Annotated in this window: 14 protein-coding genes; 3 read left to right on the top strand and 11 right to left on the bottom strand. The window is 73.1% G+C overall.

What is annotated here, in order from left to right:
* Positions 1–2032: nitrate- and nitrite sensing domain-containing protein (locus tag ACSNOC_RS14135; protein WP_436747750.1), on the bottom strand; the 2032-nt coding region annotated here is incomplete at its 3' end.
* A gap of 541 nt (positions 2033–2573) precedes the next feature.
* Here ACSNOC_RS14135 and ACSNOC_RS14130 point away from each other — a divergent pair.
* On the top strand, positions 2574–2750 hold the full coding sequence (locus tag ACSNOC_RS14130) for a hypothetical protein (protein ID WP_436747749.1): 177 nt from the start codon (positions 2574–2576) through the stop codon (positions 2748–2750).
* Between the two features lie 128 nt (positions 2751–2878).
* On the opposite strand, the gene ACSNOC_RS14125 is transcribed toward ACSNOC_RS14130, so the two are convergent.
* The 8 genes from ACSNOC_RS14125 to ACSNOC_RS14090 all read right to left on the bottom strand — a co-directional run bounded on the left by ACSNOC_RS14125 (position 2879) and on the right by ACSNOC_RS14090 (position 12230).
* The gene (locus ACSNOC_RS14125; RefSeq protein ID WP_436747748.1) at positions 2879–3100 is read right to left on the bottom strand and encodes an acyl-CoA carboxylase subunit epsilon; all 222 of its coding nucleotides are present in this window, start codon (positions 3098–3100) and stop codon (positions 2879–2881) included.
* 22 nt (positions 3101–3122) lie between these two features.
* Positions 3123–4718, bottom strand: a complete 1596-nt coding sequence (locus tag ACSNOC_RS14120; RefSeq protein WP_436747747.1) for an acyl-CoA carboxylase subunit beta — start codon at positions 4716–4718, stop codon at positions 3123–3125.
* Positions 4719–4891: 173 nt separating this feature from the next.
* Positions 4892–6505 carry a citramalate synthase gene (cimA, locus tag ACSNOC_RS14115; protein WP_436747746.1) on the bottom strand — a complete coding sequence of 538 codons (1614 nt, stop codon included), beginning with the start codon at positions 6503–6505 and terminating at the stop codon, positions 4892–4894.
* Positions 6506–6877: 372 nt separating this feature from the next.
* On the bottom strand, positions 6878–7984 hold the full coding sequence (locus ACSNOC_RS14110; protein WP_436747745.1) for a branched-chain amino acid aminotransferase: 1107 nt from the start codon (positions 7982–7984) through the stop codon (positions 6878–6880).
* 242 nt (positions 7985–8226) lie between these two features.
* Positions 8227–9276 (bottom strand): 3-isopropylmalate dehydrogenase, encoded by a 1050-nt coding sequence (locus ACSNOC_RS14105; RefSeq protein WP_436747744.1) that lies wholly within the window; start codon positions 9274–9276, stop codon positions 8227–8229.
* Positions 9277–9285: 9 nt separating this feature from the next.
* Positions 9286–9486 carry a hypothetical protein gene (locus tag ACSNOC_RS14100; RefSeq protein ID WP_436747743.1) on the bottom strand — a complete coding sequence of 67 codons (201 nt, stop codon included), beginning with the start codon at positions 9484–9486 and terminating at the stop codon, positions 9286–9288.
* Positions 9487–9633: 147 nt separating this feature from the next.
* Positions 9634–11265, bottom strand: coding sequence for an L-glutamate gamma-semialdehyde dehydrogenase (pruA, locus tag ACSNOC_RS14095; protein WP_436747742.1), 1632 nt, complete (start codon positions 11263–11265; stop codon positions 9634–9636).
* A 32-nt stretch (positions 11266–11297) separates the two neighbouring features.
* Entirely contained in the window at positions 11298–12230 is a 933-nt protein-coding gene (locus ACSNOC_RS14090; protein ID WP_436747741.1) for a proline dehydrogenase family protein, read from the bottom strand.
* Positions 12231–12344: 114 nt separating this feature from the next.
* Here ACSNOC_RS14090 and ACSNOC_RS14085 point away from each other — a divergent pair, with 114 nt between their 5' ends.
* The gene (locus ACSNOC_RS14085; RefSeq protein ID WP_436747740.1) at positions 12345–13457 is read left to right on the top strand and encodes a PucR family transcriptional regulator; all 1113 of its coding nucleotides are present in this window, start codon (positions 12345–12347) and stop codon (positions 13455–13457) included.
* A gap of 26 nt (positions 13458–13483) precedes the next feature.
* Here the strand turns inward: ACSNOC_RS14085 and ACSNOC_RS14080 are convergent, their stop codons facing one another.
* Positions 13484–14188 carry a hypothetical protein gene (locus tag ACSNOC_RS14080; protein WP_436747739.1) on the bottom strand — a complete coding sequence of 235 codons (705 nt, stop codon included), beginning with the start codon at positions 14186–14188 and terminating at the stop codon, positions 13484–13486.
* 270 nt (positions 14189–14458) lie between these two features.
* Here ACSNOC_RS14080 and ACSNOC_RS14075 point away from each other — a divergent pair, with 270 nt between their 5' ends.
* Positions 14459–15499: an NAD(P)-dependent alcohol dehydrogenase gene (locus ACSNOC_RS14075; protein ID WP_436747738.1), complete on the top strand. Its 1041-nt coding sequence runs from the start codon at positions 14459–14461 to the stop codon at positions 15497–15499.
* 47 nt (positions 15500–15546) lie between these two features.
* On the opposite strand, the gene serA is transcribed toward ACSNOC_RS14075, so the two are convergent.
* Complete coding sequence (gene serA / locus ACSNOC_RS14070) at positions 15547–17136, bottom strand: phosphoglycerate dehydrogenase (RefSeq protein WP_436747737.1); 1590 nt, start codon at positions 17134–17136, stop codon at positions 15547–15549.
* Positions 17137–17253 lie beyond the last annotated feature (117 nt).

Here is a 17253-nt window from a genome sequence, read left to right as displayed (position 1 = left end):
CGAACAGACCCATGCGGCGGGAGACGGAGACGTCGACCGTGGGCGGGTTGGCCAGCCGGTCGTTGATCTCGGACAGGTCCTCGGGGGACAGGCCGATGCCGGTGTCGTGGATCTCCACCAGCACCCGGCCGTCGGGCAGCGCGTGGCCGGTCACCTTGACCTTGGTCTGCGGCGAGGAGAACGAGGTGGCGTTCTCCAGCAGCTCGGCCAGCAGGTGCACCAGGTCGTTGACGACGCGGCCCGCGACGTCGGTCTTGGGCACGGCGCTCAGCTCGATGCGCTCGTACTGCTCCACCTCGGAGGCGGCGGCCCGCAGCACGTCGACGAGCGGCACCGGGCGGGTCCACCGGCGGCCGGGCTCCTCGCCCGCGAGGACCAGCAGGTTCTCGCCGTTGCGGCGCATACGGGTGGCGAGGTGGTCCAGCTTGAACAGCGAGGAGAGCTGGTCCGGGTCGGCCTCGCGGGACTCCAGCTCGGAGATCAGGGAGAGCTGGCGCTGGATGAGGCCCTGGCTGCGGCGGGAGAGGTTGGTGAACATCGCGTTGACGTTGCCCCGCAGCAGGGCCTGCTCGCCGGCCAGCCGCACGGCCTCGCGGTGGACGTCGTCGAAGGCCTGGGCGACCCGGCCTATCTCGTCGCGGGTGTAGACGCCGACCGGCTCCACCGTGGTGTCGACGTCCTCGGGCTCGGCCTCGGACATGTGCTTGACGACCTCGGGCAGCCGCTTGCGGGCCACCTCCTGCGCGGTGTCCTGGAGGCGGCGCAGCGAGCGGACCATGGAGCGGGCGACGACGAAGGCGGCGACCACCGACATGCCGAGGACGAGGATGATGACCGCGCCGTTGATGACGGCGTCGCGCTGGGCCTCCTCGCGCAGCTTGCCCGCCTGCTGCTCCATCTCGGAGAGCAGCTCCTGCTCGATGTCCTCCATCGCGTCGATCTTGGCGCGGTCCTGGTCGTACCAGTCCATGTAGGACAGCGACTGGCTCTGGATGCCCTCCTCGGCGGAGAACACCTGGGCGGCGAACTGGTTGGCCGAGGTGATGTTGACGATGCCGCCCTCGAGCGGTTCCAGCAGCTCCTCGGCGCGCTCCTCGTCGCCGTAGATCTCGGTGAAGGTGTTGAGCTGCGCGTCCTCGCTCTGCTGGTGGATCCGGCCATAGCGCCAGTCGTTGTCGGACAGGGCGGCCGAATCGCCCTCCCGCTCGTCGCGGGCGAGGCCCGCGGTGATGACCGCGCGCTGGATGGAGGCGTGCTCCTTGGCGAGGGAGAACGCGGAGAGGGCGCGGGTGCTGCGGATCATCTCGCTGTTGCTCGTGGCCTGCGCCATGTCCTGGGAGAGCGAGAGCAGCGCGTCGATGAGCTGGTTGTACTCGGAGATCGTCTGCGAGACGTAGTCCGGGTCCTGGTACGCCTCGTTCCTGATCTGGCTGATCCGGTTGATCTGGCGCCCGATGTCGGTGACCGTCGCGTGGACACCCTGCATCGCCTCGTCGGAGCTGTTGATGCCGAGGGTGGCGTCGCTGAACGCCTCCATCGCCTGGTCGGTGCGCTCGCGGGGCGCGGCGACCTCGTCGCTCTTGGCGCTCCGGCCGCTGATCAGCGGGCCGGCCGAGCGGTCGCGCTCCTCCTGCAGGGCCGCGGCCAGCAGGGTGGCCTGCTGGGTCATGTCGGTGAGGAGCTGCATGTTGTCCAGCTGCTCGATGTTCTCCAGCGAGTTCTGGATGCGCAGTCCACCGAGCACGCTGGCGGCGACGACGGGGAGGGCGATCAGGGAGACCAGACGGGTGCTGATGCTCCAGTTCCGCAGGGCCAGCCGGGAACCGGCGCGGCCGGAACGGGCGGGAGGGCCGGCGGCGGACCGGTCGGCCGGGTCCTCGGCGGCGCGGTCGCGCGGGGAGTGCTCGCCGGGCGGGCCGGGACGCGCCGGGTCGCCGCCCAGGGCAGGGCCGACGGAGGAGCCGCGGTCTGCCGCTCCACTCCGCTCCGCGTCCCCCGCAGCGCTGCCTTCCCTCTTGAAACGTCCCTGCACTAGCGTCGCAACCTCTGGACCAGGCGTCCCGCCGCTGTGGCGGCGTGACGGTGTCGAGCCGGGGGCACGCGAGCCCCGTATCGGTCGTTCGGACAACCGGCGCGTCCGGTGTTCAGCCAGTGTGGGCGACGTTTGGTGTGCGTCTCTCACGTGGCTCGTTGACTCGCGGCGGTCCGTGGAATTCCAGCACAGTGGCCGATCTCCAACAAGGGCCCGGAATCGTCCCGTGACATGGATGACGCCACGTCGAGGTTTCGTCACCACATGCACACGGAATGCGCGGATAAATCGGACGTTTACCCCCGGCATTTTCACACTGTCGGCACACTCGACCCGCACCCGGCGCGAGGGAAGATGAAGGCTTGACCACTTATGAGGGGCTTCGCCCTGTACGAGGGTTGGCCCGGTACGTCCGATTTGCCGTGCTACTCGTGAGGAAACTCACACCTTCGAGTGGCCTGTACCCCGGCGTGGCGCGGGTAAGCGGCCCCTAACCTCAGCTTGACAAATCCCCGGAATGACGGACCCGAGGCAGAAGACCGTGAAGAGCACCCTGAGCATGCGCTCCCTCGCCAACCCCCGGCGCACCACCCTCGCCCACCTGACGGACACCACCGGGCTCGCCCCGGCCGCGCTGCCGGAGGCCCGCACCCCGGAGCTGCCGCGGCAGACCGCGAACCCGCGCCGCACGGTGCTGAGCGTGCAGCCGGGCGCCTAGCCGAGGCACCACCGCTCCCCCGCGCACAGCGCGCGGCGCCGCCCCGGCCCGTGATCGTCATGGGCCGGGGCGGCGCCGTTCCCGCGTGGGTCGATGGGTCGGACGTCGATGGGTCGGACGCCGGTGGGTCAGCCCTGCCAGCTGTGCGGCGCCCGGTAGGCGCGAGCCCGCTCCAGGCGGCGCCAGACCGCCGGGCTGCGGTCGGTGCCGTCGTCCCCGGGGGCGGCGTGCCGGGTCGAGGCGCGGGCCATCAGCAGGGCGGTCACCGCGGCCAGCTCCTCGTCGCTGGCCTGGCCCTTCTCCACGCGCACGAGATGCGGGGCAGGGGCGGTGATCGTCTCGGGGCTCATGGTCGGGATCTCCTTCGGTGGCTCACTGCGGCGGGTTGCCGTGCTTGCGGGCGGGCAGGTCGGCGTGCTTGGTGCGCAGCATCGCCAGCGTGCGGATGAGGACCTCGCGGGTCTCGGCCGGCTCGATGACGTCGTCGACCAGACCGCGCTCCGCGGCGTAGTAGGGATGCATCAGCTCGGCCTTGTACTCCTTGACCATCCGCGCGCGCATGGCGTCGGGGTCGTCGGCACCGGCGATCTGACGGCGGAAGATGACGTTGGCGGCACCTTCGGCGCCCATCACCGCGATCTCGTTGGTCGGCCAGGCCAACGTCACGTCGGCACCGATCGACTGGGAGTCCATGACGATGTACGCGCCGCCGTACGCCTTGCGCAGCACCACCGAGACCCGCGGGACCGTGGCGTTGCAGTAGGCGTACAGGAGCTTGGCGCCGTGCCGGATGATGCCGCCGTGCTCCTGGTCGACGCCCGGCAGGAAGCCGGGGACGTCCAGCAGCGTGATGATCGGGATGTTGAACGCGTCGCACATCTGGACGAAGCGCGCCGCCTTCTCGGAGGCCGAGATGTCCAGCACGCCGGCCAGCGACTGCGGCTGGTTGGCCACGATGCCGACCACCTGCCCGTCGAGGCGGGCCAGGGCACAGATGATGTTCCCCGCCCAGCGCTCGTGGACCTCCAGGAACTCCCCGTCGTCCACGATCTCCTCGATGACGGCCCGCATGTCGTACGGCCGGTTGCCGTCGCTGGGGACGAGGTCCACCAGCGCGTCGCAGCGCCGGTCCGCCGGGTCCTCGGTGGGCACCACCGGCGGGTTCTCCCGGTTGTTCTGCGGCAGCAGCGACAGCAGGAACCGCACCTCCTCGATGCACGACTCCTCGTCGTCGTAGGCGAAGTGCGCCACGCCGGAGGTGCCGGCGTGGACGTCCGCGCCGCCGAGGCCGTTCTGCGTCACCTGGGCGCCGGTGACGGCCTGGACGACGTCCGGCCCCGTGATGAACATCTGGGCGGTCTCCCGCACCATGAACACGAAGTCCGTCAGCGCGGGCGAGTACGCCGCGCCGCCGGCGCACGGGCCGAGCATCACGCTGATCTGCGGGATCACTCCGGAGGCCCGGGTGTTCCGCTGGAAGATCCCGCCATAGCCCGCGAGCGCCGACACACCCTCCTGGATGCGGGCGCCCGCGCCGTCGTTCAGGGAGACCAGGGGCGCGCCCGCCGCCATGGCCATGTCCATGATCTTGTGGATCTTGGCCGCGTGGGCCTCGCCCAGCGCGCCGCCGAAGATCCGGAAGTCGTGGGCGTAGACGAAGACCGTCCGCCCGTGCACCGTCCCCCAGCCCGTGACCACCCCGTCGGTGTACGGCCGCCTGGCCTCCAGGCCGAAGCCCGAGGCCCGGTGCCGCCGCAGGACACCCACTTCGTGGAAGGACCCTTCGTCCAGCAGCAGACCGATCCGCTCCCGTGCCGTCAGCTTGCCCTTGGCGTGCTGGGCCTCGGTGGCCTTCTCCGAGGGGCCCCGCAGCGCTTCCTCGCGGATGGCGCGCAGCTCCTCGACCCGCCCGCGGGCGTCGATGACGGCTACCGGTTCGGAGAGATCGGTCTCGGCTTGATCGGTCATGTATAGACCCTACGAAACAGGACCCCCTTCGGGACTCGTCAGATCCGTACAGTCTCCATCCCCGATTCATGGCCGCGCTGGACAGAACCGGAGTACGCCGGGGGGCGCAGTGCAGTGAAGTGACAGCGGCGCTCGGCGCGCCACTGTACGGTCCCCACAGGCACCCGCGGGTGTCAGTCGGTCGGCCGCAGGCCCGCCCGCAGCAGCCCGTACGTGTAGGCATCGTCCAGCGCCTGCCAGGACGCGGCGATGACGTTGTCCGCCACGCCCACCGTCGACCACTCGGCGGCGCCGTCGCTGGTGGTGATCAGCACCCGCGTCGTCGACTGGGTGCCGTGCCTCCCGGCGAGGATGCGCACCTTGTAGTCCACGAGCTGCAGGCGTGCCAGCTCGGGGAAGGTCCGCTCCAGCCCGGTGCGCAGCGCCCGGTCCAGCGCGTTCACCGGCCCGTTGCCCTCGCCGCTGGCGAGGACCCGCTCTCCCTTGGCCCAGATCCGGACCGTCGCCTCGTTCTCCATCGAGCCGTCGGGGCGCTGGTCGGTGATCGTACGCCATGACTCCAGGCGGAAGAAGCGCTGGGGACGGCCGTTGACCTCGTCGCGCAGCAGCAGCTCGAACGAGGCGTCGGCGGCCTCGTAGGTGAAGCCCGCCAGCTCCCGCTCCTTGACCCGCTCGACGATCCGGCCGACCAGGTCACGGTCGGCGAGGTCGTAGCCGAGCTCCTTGCCCTTGAGCTCGATGGAGGCGCGGCCCGCCATGTCGGAGACCAGCATCCGCATGGAGTTGCCGACCCGTTCGGGGTCGATGTGCTGGTAGAGGTCCGGGTCGACCTTGATGGCCGAGGCGTGCAGCCCGCCCTTGTGCGCGAAGGCGGAGACGCCGACGTAGGGCTGGTGGGTGTCGGGGGTGAGGTTGACGACCTCGGCGATGGCGTGCGAGATGCGCGTCATCTCGGTCAGCGCGCCGGCGGGCAGCACCCGCCGGTCGTACTTCAGCTCCAGGGCGGCGACCACCGGGAAGAGGTTGGCGTTGCCGACCCGCTCGCCGTAGCCGTTGGCGGTGCACTGCACGTGGGTGGCGCCGCCGTCCACGGCGGCCAGGGTGTTGGCGACGGCGCAGCCGGTGTCGTCCTGGGCGTGGATGCCGAGCCGCGCCCCGGTGTCGGCCAGCACGGTGCGGACGACGGCCTGGACGCGGGCGGGGAGCATGCCGCCGTTGGTGTCGCACAGCACGACCACGTCGGCGCCGGCCTCGTGGGCGGCGCGGACGACGTCGAGCGCGTAGCCGGGGTTGGCCGCGTAGCCGTCGAAGAAGTGCTCGCAGTCGACGAAGACCCGGCGGCCGTGCGCGCGCAGGTGCGCGACGGTGTCCCTGACCATCGCCAGGTTCTCCTCCAGCGTGGTGCGCAGGGCCAGCTCGACGTGGCGGTCGTGGGACTTGGCGACGATGGTGACGACGGGCGCGCCGGAGTCGATCAGCGCCCGCACCTGCGGGTCGGCGGCCACGTCGGCGCCCGCCTTGCGGGTGGCGCCGAACGCGACGAGCTGGGCGTGCCGGAAGGCGATCTCGGTCCTGGCGCGCTGGAAGAACTCGGTGTCCCTGGGGTTGGCGCCCGGCCAGCCGCCCTCGATGAAGCCGACGCCGAAGTCGTCCAGGTGGCGGGCGATGGTGAGCTTGTCGGCGACGGTGAGGTTGATGCCCTCGCGCTGGGCGCCGTCGCGCAGGGTGGTGTCGAACACGTGGAAGCCGTCGCTGGGGACCTGCCTGTCCAGGGCGTCCGTCGTCATGGCGGGAGACTCCTGTCGATGAATGCGTGTTTCAGCCTGGCTCCACCGCCCGGGTCCCGTGCGCGGCGCCGTCCGGCCCTGGTGGGGCCGGAAAACGAAAAAACCTCTCGCGGGTGCGAGAGGTCTGCGCGCGGGTCAGGGGCGAGGTGGCCGCTGCCGCGAGGTGGGCGGATCAGCGGTCACTGCGGACCGGCGCGCCTGTCACCAATAATCATGGCGAACGAGAGCACGGCGCCAGTGTGGCACAAGAGGCCCGCGTGCTGTGCACTGTCTCACGATCCGGACAAAGCGGCCCGCACCGGCCATGTGCCACCGGCCGGGCCCGCCCGGCGCCACCGGCCGGGGCGCGCGGACGGGGCCGGAGCCGGGGGGTCAGCCGACGCGGTGCATCCAGCCGTGCCGGTCCGCGACGCGGCCGGTCTGGATGCCGAGCAGTTCCTCGCGCAGCCGCATGGTGATCGGGCCGGGCTGCCCGTCGCCGACCGTCCAGGAGGCGGCGGCCGACTTGACCGAGCCGACCGGGGTGATCACGGCGGCGGTGCCGCAGGCAAAGACCTCGGTGAGGGAGCCGTCCGCGGTGCCCTCGCGCCAGTCGTCGGTGGAGATGCGGATCTCGCCGGTCTCGTAGCCGAGGTCGGCGGCGATCCGCAGCAGGGAGTCGCGGGTGATGCCGGGCAGCAGGGTGCCGGTGAGCGCCGGGGTGACGATCTTCGCGTCGCTGCCGGAGCCCTGGACGAAGTACAGGTTCATCCCGCCCATCTCCTCCACCCAGCGGCGCTCGGTGGCGTCGAGCCAGACGACCTGGTCGCAGCCGTGCGCGGTGGCCTCGGCCTGGGCGACGAAGGCAGCGGCGTAGTTCCCCGCGCACTTGGCCTCGCCGGTGCCGCCGGGGGCGGCGCGGGCGTACTCGGTGGACAGCCACACCGAGACCGGCTTGACGCCCCGGGCGAAGTACGCGCCGGCCGGGGAGGCGATGAGGATGAACAGGTACTCGTTGGCCGGGCGGTTGATGCCGAGGCCGACCTCGCTGGCGAACATGAACGGCCGCAGGTAGAGCGACTGCTCGCCCTCGGTGGGCACCCACGCCCGGTCCTGGGCGAGCAGGACGTCGATGGCCTCGACGAACGTCTCGACCGGTAGCTCGGGCATGGCGAGCCGGCGGGCGGAGCGCTGGAAGCGCCGGGCGTTGGCGTCGGGACGGAAGACGCCCACGGACCCGTCGGCCTGCCGGTACGCCTTCAGCCCCTCGAAGATCTCCTGCCCGTAGTGCAGGGCCTGGGTGGCCGGGTCCATCGGGATCGGCGCGTAGGGCTGGAGCCGCGCGTCGTGCCAGCCCCGCCCCTCCGTCCACCGGATGGTGACCATGTGGTCGGTGAAGTACCGGCCGAATCCGGGCGCGGCGAGCACCGCTTGGCGCTCCGCGTCGGACAGCGGCCGGGCGGCGGGCTTGAGGTCGAATGGGATGGCGGGCGTCGTCATGAGCGCGTCCTTCACGTCAAGGGTGGAGCGGGCCGCCTGATCCGTCGCCCGACGCGGTAGTAGGACATCCGAGCAATCGGGGATGCGTGGGCCCCGCGTGTCGATTATGGCGCGGGGTCCGCCGGTCGTGCAGGGGCGGGGGCGGTCCTGAGGTGGATGGTGGCACCCGGCGGAGGACTTGCCCACCCCTGACACGGGGTGACCGCCGGGTCCCGGGACCCGGCGGCATGGGGCCGGCGGGTCTAGGACAGACCGGATACTCGTGCCGCCAGCGCGTCCCCGATGGTCTCGGTGGTGCGCGGGGCGGCGGCGTCGCGCTCGGCCAGGTCCGCGGTGACGGCGTCCTCGATACGGACGGCCTCCGCGGTGTGGCCGAGGTGGCGCAGCAGCAGGGCGACGGACAGCACGGTCGCGGTCGGGTCGGCCTTGCCGGTGCCGGCGATGTCGGGCGCGGAGCCGTGGACCGGCTCGAACATCGACGGGAAGGTGCGCGCCGGGTTGATGTTCCCCGACGCCGCGAGGCCGATGCCGCCGGTGACGGCGGCGGCCAGGTCGGTGAGGATGTCGCCGAAGAGGTTGTCGGTGACGATCACGTCGAAGCGCTGCGGCTGGGTGACCATGAAGATCGTCGCGGCGTCGACGTGCAGGTAGTCGGTGGTGACCTGCGGGTACTCCCGGCCGACGCGGTCCACCGTGTTCTTCCACAGGTGGCCGGCGTGGACCAGGACGTTGTTCTTGTGGACCAGGGTCAGCTTCTTCGCCTCGCGGGCGGCGGCGCGCTCGAAGGCGTCGCGCACGACGCGCTCGACGCCGTAGGCCGTGTTGATGCTGACCTCGGTGGCGACCTCGGCGGGGGTGCCGGTGCGCATCGACCCGCCGTTGCCGACGTAGGGGCCCTCGGTGCCCTCGCGGACGACGACGAAGTCGATCTCGGGGCGGCCCGCCAGGGGTGTGGCGGTGTTCGGGAAGAGGCGGCTGGGCCTGAGGTTCACGTAGTGGTCGAACGCGAAGCGCAGCTTGAGCAGCAGCCCGCGCTCCAGGACCCCGGACGGCACGGAGGGGTCGCCGATGGCGCCGAGCAGGATCGCGTCGTGGCCCTTGAGCCGCTCCAGGTCGGCGTCGGGCAGGGTCTCGCCGGTGGCGTGCCAGCGGCGGGCACCCAGGTCGTACTGCGTCGTCTCCAGCTTGACGTCCTGCGGCAGCACGGCGGACAGGACCTTCAGTCCCTCCGCGACCACCTCAGGGCCGATGCCGTCGCCGGGAATCACCGCGAGATCGATACTCCGAGCCATGGGGGGACCTTACGCCGCGTCCCGAAACCCGATCCCGTCCGTCCACGATGCGGACGACTCGGGGGCGCCGCCGTTGTCCCTGCGGTCGAGGGCGCGCTGGAGCGCGGCGGCGGCCTCGCGGCGGCCGGTCTCCCCGGCGGCCTCGCGGGCGGCGGCACGGGCGCGGGCACGGGCGAGCGCGGTCCCGCGGCGCGTGAGGGATGCGTCCATGGGGGTCAGCTCCTGTGGGGTGCCGGGGCGACACCGGGCCCCGGTGCCCGGCGTGCGACCTCCACAAAGCTAGCGACGATTCCCCGTGCTGTCTCGCCATATACACGGTCGTCCTACTATCTGAGACGCATCCCACATCCGCCCAGGTCACCCCATGTGCGGATAGCGGTAGTCGGTGGGCGGGACCAGGGTCTCCTTGATGGCGCGCGCGGAGACCCAGCGCAGCAGGTTGAGCTTGGAGCCCGCCTTGTCGTTGGTGCCCGAGGCGCGGGAGCCGCCGAAGGGCTGCTGGCCGACGACGGCGCCGGTGGGCTTGTCGTTGAGGTAGAAGTTGCCCGCGGCGAACCGCAGCCGCTCGGTGGCCAGCGCCATGGCCGCGCGGTCGCGGGCGAAGAAGGCGCCGGTGAGCGCGTAGTCCGCGACCGACTCCATGTGGCCGAGCATCGCGTCGAAGTCGTCGTCCTCGTAGACGTGGACGGCGAGGATCGGGCCGAAGAACTCCTTGGTGAACACCTCGTGCTCCGGGTCGGTGCAGGTGAGGACCGTCGGCCGGACGAAGTACCCGACCGAGTCGTCGTACGTGCCGCCGGCGACGATCTCGCAGGCCGGGTCGGTCCTGGCCAGGTCGATCGCCGCCCGGCTCTTGGCGAAGGCGCGGGCGTCGATCACCGCGGCCATGAAGTGGGACAGGTCGGCCGGGTCGCCCATCGACAGCGCGTCGGTCTCGGCGGCCACCGCGTCCCGCAGCCCGCCCGCCCACAGCGAGCGGGGGACGTAGGCGCGGGAGGCGGCGGAGCACTTCTGGCCCTGGTACTCGAACGCGCCGCGCGTCATCGCGGTGCGCACCGCGTCCGGGTCGGCGCTGGGGTGGACCACGATGAAGTCCTTGCCGCCGGTCTCGCCCACGATCCTGGGATAGGTGCGGTAGCGGGCGATGTTGGCGCCCACCTGCTGCCACAGGTACCGGAACGTGGCGGTGGAGCCCGTGAAGTGGATGCCGGCCAGCTCGCGGTGGGGCAGGGCCACGTCGGAGACGGCCCGGCCGTCGCCGGTCACCAGGTTGATCACCCCGTCGGGCAGACCCGCCTCGCGCAGCAGCCGCATCAGCAGCACGGCCGCGTGGGTCTGGGTCGGGGAGGGCTTCCAGACCACCACGTTGCCCATGAGGGCGGGGGCGGTCGGCAGGTTGCCCGCGATGGCGCTGAAGTTGAACGGGGTGATGGCGTAGACGAACCCCTCCAGCGGGCGGTAGTCCATCCGGTTCCAGACGCCCCGGGAGTGGGCGGGCGGCTGCTCGGCCAGGATCTCCCGGGCGAAGTGGACGTTGAAGCGCCAGAAGTCGATCAGCTCGCAGGGCGCGTCGATCTCGGCCTGCTGCACGGTCTTGGACTGCCCGAGCATGGTCGAGGCGGCGATCGTCTCGCGCCACGGCCCGGACAGCAGCTCGGCGGCGCGCAGGAAGACCGCGGCGCGGTCGTCGAACGACAGCGCGCGCCAGCCGGGCGCGGCGGCCAGGGCGGCGTCGATCGCGGCGCGGGCGTCGTCGGGGGTGGCCTCGGCGGCTGTGCCGAGGCGGGCCCGGTGGTTGTGCGGCTGGACGACGTCGAAGCGCTCGCCGCCGCCCATGCGCTCCGTGCCGCCGATGGTCATCGGCAGCTCGATCGGGTTCCCCGCCAGCTCCTTGAGCCTGCGCTCCAGCCGGGCGCGCTCGGCGGAGCCGGGGGCGTACGTGTGCACCGGCTCGTTCGCCGGTACGGGGACCTGGGTCACGGCGTCCATGGCCGTCGTCTCCTTTCCTTCGGTTGGGTGGGTCAGCGCCGGGTGGCCAGGGACCGCGCGAAGAAGGCCAGGTTGGCGGGGCGTTCGGCCAGGCGGCGCATGAAGTAGCCGTACCAGTCGGTGCCGTAGGGGACGTAGACCCGCACCCGGTGGCCCTGGGCCGCGAGCCGGGTCTGCTCGTCCGGACGGATGCCGTGGAGCATCTGGAACTCGTACGTCTCCGGGACCCGGCGGTACCGCGCCGCGAGGTGGCCGGTGATGGCGATCAGGCGCGGGTCGTGGGTGGCGACCATCGGGTAGGCGTCGCCCGCCAGCAGGATCTTCAGGCAGCGCACGTAGGAGCGGTCCACGGCGCGCCGGCTCCGGAACGCGACCGAGGCGGGCTCCCGGTAGGCGCCCTTGACCAGCCGGACCCGGGCGCCGGCCGCCGCGAGCGCGCGGCAGTCGTCCTCGGTCCGGTACAGGTACGACTGGACCGCGACACCGGTCCGCGGGAACCGGGTCCGCAGATCGGCGAGGATCGCCAGCGTCGAGTCGGTCGTCGTGTGGTCCTCCATGTCCAGCGTGACCGTGGTGCCCGCCTCGGCGGCGGCCTCCACGACCGGCAGGACGGTGCGGAACGCGAGGTCGTGGCCGCCGGGAAGCGCCTGCCCGAAGGCGGACAGCTTCACGGACAACTCGGCCCTCTCTCCCAGCCTCTCACTCGCCAGGGCCTCGGTCAGGGCCAGACAGGCGTCCCGGCTGCGGACGGCCTCGGCCGGGTCGGTGACGTGCTCGCCGAGGTGGTCGAGGGTGACCTGAAGGCCGCGCGCGACGAGGCCGGTGGCGACCCGCACCGCGTCCGCCAGCCGCTCCCCCGCGACGAAACGGTTCACGACGGGCCGGGTGACGGGCGCGGCGGAGACGAGCCGCCGGACGGTGTCGCTGCGCGCCGCGGCGAGGAGAACGGGGCCTGGTCCGAGCACGGGCACCTCCCGGAGTGGGGTCGCCTCTGCGGTTACCCGGGAGGGTAAGGATCACCCGGCCCGGCGGCCAGGGACATGTGTCGCGGATTCGTGTCCTGGATCTCAGACATCTGTATGAGAGGACGGGCGGCGCGGGCGGAGAATGGGGGCGTGGAGTACCAGGAGCTCGTCGACGAGGTCTGCGCGCTGCTCGGCACCCCGGTGACGCTGGAGGGCCGCGACTTCCGGCTCATCGCGTTCGGCGCCCACGACAGCGACGACGACCGGGTGATGGACCCGGTCCGCACCCGCACGATCCTGCGGCGGCGCTCGGCGCCCGCGGTCCGCGAGTGGTTCGAGAGCTTCGGCATCGCGACCGCGCGGCGGCCCGTGCGCATCCCGCCCGAGCCGGCGGCCGGGGTGCTGACCGGCCGCGTCTGCCTCCCGGTGCGGCACGGCGCGGTGGTGTACGGGTACGTGTGGCTGCTGGACGACGGCGCGGTGCCCCCCGGCGATCCACGGCTGGACGACGCCATGGCGGTGGCCGGGCGGATCGGGGCGCTGCTGGCGGAGGAGGCCAGGGCGGGCGCCCGGCTGGGCGAGTCGCTGCGCGCGGTGCTGACGGCCGCGGCGCCGGACGCGGCCCGTGAGCTGACCGCGGCGCTCGGGGCGGCGGCGGAGGGGCCGCTGACCGTGGTGGCCGTGGCGCCCTGGGATCCGGCGGCGGACGTCCCGGCGCCGCCGCCCGGCGCGCTGGCCGTGTGCGCGCCGCCGCACGCGCTGGCGGCCCTGACGCGCCCGGCCGCCGCGCGCGCGGTGGCCGGGCGGCTGCGCGGGCGGCGCGCGGCCGGGATCGGGGCCGCGCGGCGCGGTCCGGAGGCGCTGCCCGGCGCATGGCGGGAGGCGCTGGCCGCGGCGCGGGCGGCGGGCGCGGAGGAGCGCTTCGGCGGCGTGGCGCAGTGGCCGGACCTCGGCCCGTACCGGCTGCTGACCGCGCTGCCCGCCGCGGGCCCCGACCCGGCGGTCCGGCCGCTGCTGCGGCCCGAGCACCGGGAGCTGGCCCGCACCGCGGAGACGTTCCTCGACGAGGCGGGCCAGGCGGCCCGCACGGCGGCGGCGCTGGGCATCCACCGTCAGACCCTGTACTACCGGCTCTCCCGGATCGAGCGCCTCACCGGCCTCGACCTCGGCTCCGGCGGGGACCGGCTGCTGCTGCACATGGCCCTGAAGGCGGCCCGCCTGCGGTGACGCCGCGCCCGCCCGCTCCCCGGGCACTACGGGGCCTCGACGCGGGACAGGGCCAGGTCGTCGTGGCCGCCCCGGGTGCGGTGCCGGCGCAGCAGGCCGATGCCCCGGGCGTAGCACGCGTGGTGCTCGGTGCCCGGCGCGCCCGGCGTCGTCTCCCTGATCCTCAGCACGTGGTCGAACGCGCCGAACGGCACCTGCACGCTCTCCGCCACGCTCAGCACCACGGCCCGGTCCTCGGCCACGCCCGGGGCGTTCCGCTGGGCGTAGGCGTCGCCGGGCCGGGGGTCGGCCCGCATCGCGAGGCCCGGTTCCGCGCCGTCGCGGCCCGCCCGCCAGGAGCGCCCGGGCCGCGACCGCCCGCCGTCCTCGCCGAAGCACCAGACGTTCCCCTCGCGGTCCTGGGCGTACCAGCCGGAGGTCTCCTCGATCACCTCGCCGCCGAGCAGGACGGTGCCCCGCACGACGGTCACGGTGACGCCGAGGACGCCGCGCCGCTCGCCGGTGACCTCGACCAGGCCGGTGGTGGTGCCGCGCGCCGTCGTGCCCTCGTAGTGAAGGCGGGTGCCGGGCCGCAGCGGGAGCCAGGGGTTGTCGATCGCGCCGGTGACGGCGCGCGGGGCGGACCCGGCGCTCTCCCCGCCGCACGCGGGCAGGGCCGGGGCGAGGACCACGGGGACGGCCAGGAGGCAGGACCGCCGCCGGGTGCCGCGCGGGGTCGTCACGGCGGACACCGTCGCCTCCTCGGGGCTCGGTCGCGGGAAGGCCATGATCAGAAGGCCATGATCGCCGCCCGGCGCCCCCGGTCCGGCGGAGCGCCGCCCCGCCGCCACCCGGATGGCGCAGCGCCCGCCGGGCCCCGCCCAGCCGCTCCGACCTGCGCCGTTGCCCTGCCGGCCGGTGCCCGCGCGCCGGGTCGCGGCCGGGTGCCGGACCTACGCTGACGGCATGCCCACCGCCGTTCCGGATCCGGGCGCCCGGCCGGGAGCCGAAGGGAGGCCGCCATGAAGGCAGTCCAGTACCGGGAGATCGGCGCCGCGCCGGAGGTCGTCACCGTGCCGGATCCGGAGCCGGGGCCGGGGCAGGTGCTGCTGAAGGTCGCCGCCGCGGGCGTGTGCCACTCCGACATCGCCGTGATGAGCTGGCCCGCCGAGACCTTCCCGTACGCGCTGCCGCTCACCCTCGGCCACGAGGGCGCGGGCACGGTCGAGGCGCTGGGCGAGGGCGTCACGGGCGTCGCGGAGGGCGACCTGGTCGCCGTCTACGGCCCGCAGGGCTGCGGGCGCTGCGCCAAGTGCGCCGAGGGCAAGGAGAACTACTGCCTGCGCGCGGCCGAGCTGGGCATCCACCCGCCGGGCCTGGGGGCACCGGGCGCGATGGCGGAGTACCTGCTGATCGACGACGCGCGGTTCCTGGTGCCGCTGACCGGGCTCGACCCGGTGACGTCGGTGCCGCTGACGGACGCCGGGCTGACGCCCTACCACGCGATCAAGCGCTCGCTGCCGAAGCTGGTCGCCGGGAGCACGGCCGTGGTGATCGGCACCGGCGGCCTCGGCCACGTCGCCATCCAGCTCCTGCGCGCGCTGACCCCGAGTCAGGTCGTCGCGCTGGACGTGTCGGAGGAGAAGCTGGCGCTGGCCCGGGACGTCGGGGCGCACGAGGCCGTGCTGTCGGACGAGCACGCGCCCGGGCGCGTCCGGGGCCTCACCGGCGGCATCGGCGCGCAGGCCGTCTTCGACTTCGTGGGCACCCAGGCCACCGTCACCACGGCGGGCGCGGTCGCCGCCGTGGAGGGGGACGTCGCGATCGTCGGCATCGGCGGCGGCGCGCTGCCGGTCGGCATCGCCACCACGGCGTTCGACGTCGAGGTCAGCGCGCCCTACTGGGGCAGCCGGGGAGAGCTGGGCGAGGTGCTGGCCCTGGCCAGGGCGGGCGCCGTCGAGGTGCACGTGGAGACGTACGGCATCGACGAGGCGCCGCTGGCCTACGAGCGGCTGCACGCCGGAAAGGTCAACGGCCGCGCCGTCATCCTTCCCCAGGGATGACCGGCGCGGCCGGGTGCCGACGCGCGTGCCGGGTGCCGGCGCGCTGCTCAGGCGGTGAGGTCGACCCCACGGGCCGAGGTGGCGCCGATCTCCTCGGCGATCTCGGTGAGCACCGGCGCCGGGATGGTGCCGTCCACGGTGAGGGCGATCAGCGCCTCGCCGCCCTCCTCGGCGCGGGCGACCTGCATGCCCGCGATGTTGATCTGCGCCTCGCCCAGGATGCGGCCCAGGGTGCCGACGATGCCGGGGCGGTCGGTGTAGCGGAGGAACGCCATGTGGTCGGCCACCGCCAGGTCCACGGTGTGCTGGCCGATGGCGACGATCTTCTGCAGGTACTTCGGCCCGGCCAGGGTGCCCGAGACGGAGACGACCTCGCCGCTGGTGAGGGTGCCGCGCACGGTGATGAGGTTCCGGTGGTCGGGCGACTCGGAGCTGGTGGTCAGCCGGACCTCGACGCCGCGCTCCTGCGCGAACAGGGGCGCGTTGACGTAGGAGACGGTCTCGGCCACCACGTCCTCGAAGACGCCCTTGAGCGCGGACAGCTCCAGGATCTTCACGTCGTGCTGGGTGATCTCGCCGCAGACCTCGACGTCGAGCCGCTGGGCGACCTCGCCCGCCAGCGCGGTGAAGATGCGGCCCAGCTTCTCGGCCAGCGGCAGGCCCGGGCGCACGTCCTGGGCGATGACGCCGCCCTGCACGTTGACCGCGTCCGGCACCAGCTCGCCGGCGAGGGCCAGCCGCACCGACTTGGCGACGGAGATGCCCGCCTTCTCCTGGGCCTCGCCGGTCGAGGCGCCCAGGTGCGGGGTGCAGACCACGGTGTCGAACTCGAACAGCGGCGAGTCCGTACAGGGCTCGGTCGCGTAGACGTCGAGGCCGGCGCCGGCCACCCGGCCCTCCTTGAGCGCGCTGAGCAGGGCGGCCTCGTCCACGATGCCGCCACGGGCCGCGTTGACGATGCGGACGCTCGGCTTGACCTTGTGCAGCGCCTCGTCGCCGATGAGGCCCAGCGTCTCGGGGGTCTTCGGCAGGTGGACGCTGATGAAGTCGGCGGCGGCGAGCAGTTCGTCGAGGGAGACCAGCTTGACGCCCAGCTGCGCGGCGCGGGCGGGCTGCACGTACGGGTCGTAGGCGAAGACCTTCATGCCGAAGGCGGCCATGCGCTGGGCGACCAGCAGCCCGATGCGGCCCAGGCCGACGACGCCGAGGACCTTCTCGGACAGCTCCACGCCGGTGTACTTGCTCCGCTTCCACTCGCCGTTCTTCAGCGCGGCGTTGGCCTGCGGGATGTTGCGCGCGGTGGAGATGATCAGGCCGCAGGCCAGCTCGGCGGCCGTGACGATGTTGGAGGTGGGGGCGTTGACGACCATCACGCCCGCCTTGGTGGCGGCGGCCACGTCCACGTTGTCCAGGCCGACGCCCGCGCGGGCGACGACCTTCAGGCGACGGGCGGCCGCGATCGCCTCGGCGTCGACCTTGGTGGCGCTGCGGATCAGGACGGCGTCCACGTCCGCGATCGCGCTCAGCAGGTCGGCACGGTCGGCGCCGTCACAGTGCCGGATCTCGAAGTCCGGGCCCAAGGCGTCGACGGTCGCGGGCGACAGCTCTTCGGCGATGAGTACGACAGGCTTGCTCACTGGTCTCACTGGTCCTTTGCGGTAGGCCGGGTCCCGACGGCCGACGGCGGGGAGAGAGGGAGAAGGCCGCGTGGAGACGCACGACGCTGTGAGCCTGTGACGCGTTTGGCAGTGCTG

Origin of the sequence: Streptomyces sp. URMC 129 (assembly GCF_051386415.1) — a bacterium.
Lineage (GTDB): Bacteria > Actinomycetota > Actinomycetes > Streptomycetales > Streptomycetaceae > Streptomyces.
The sequence above is the reverse complement of the archived record's forward strand: the minus strand, read 5'-3'. Positions and strand labels throughout refer to the sequence as shown.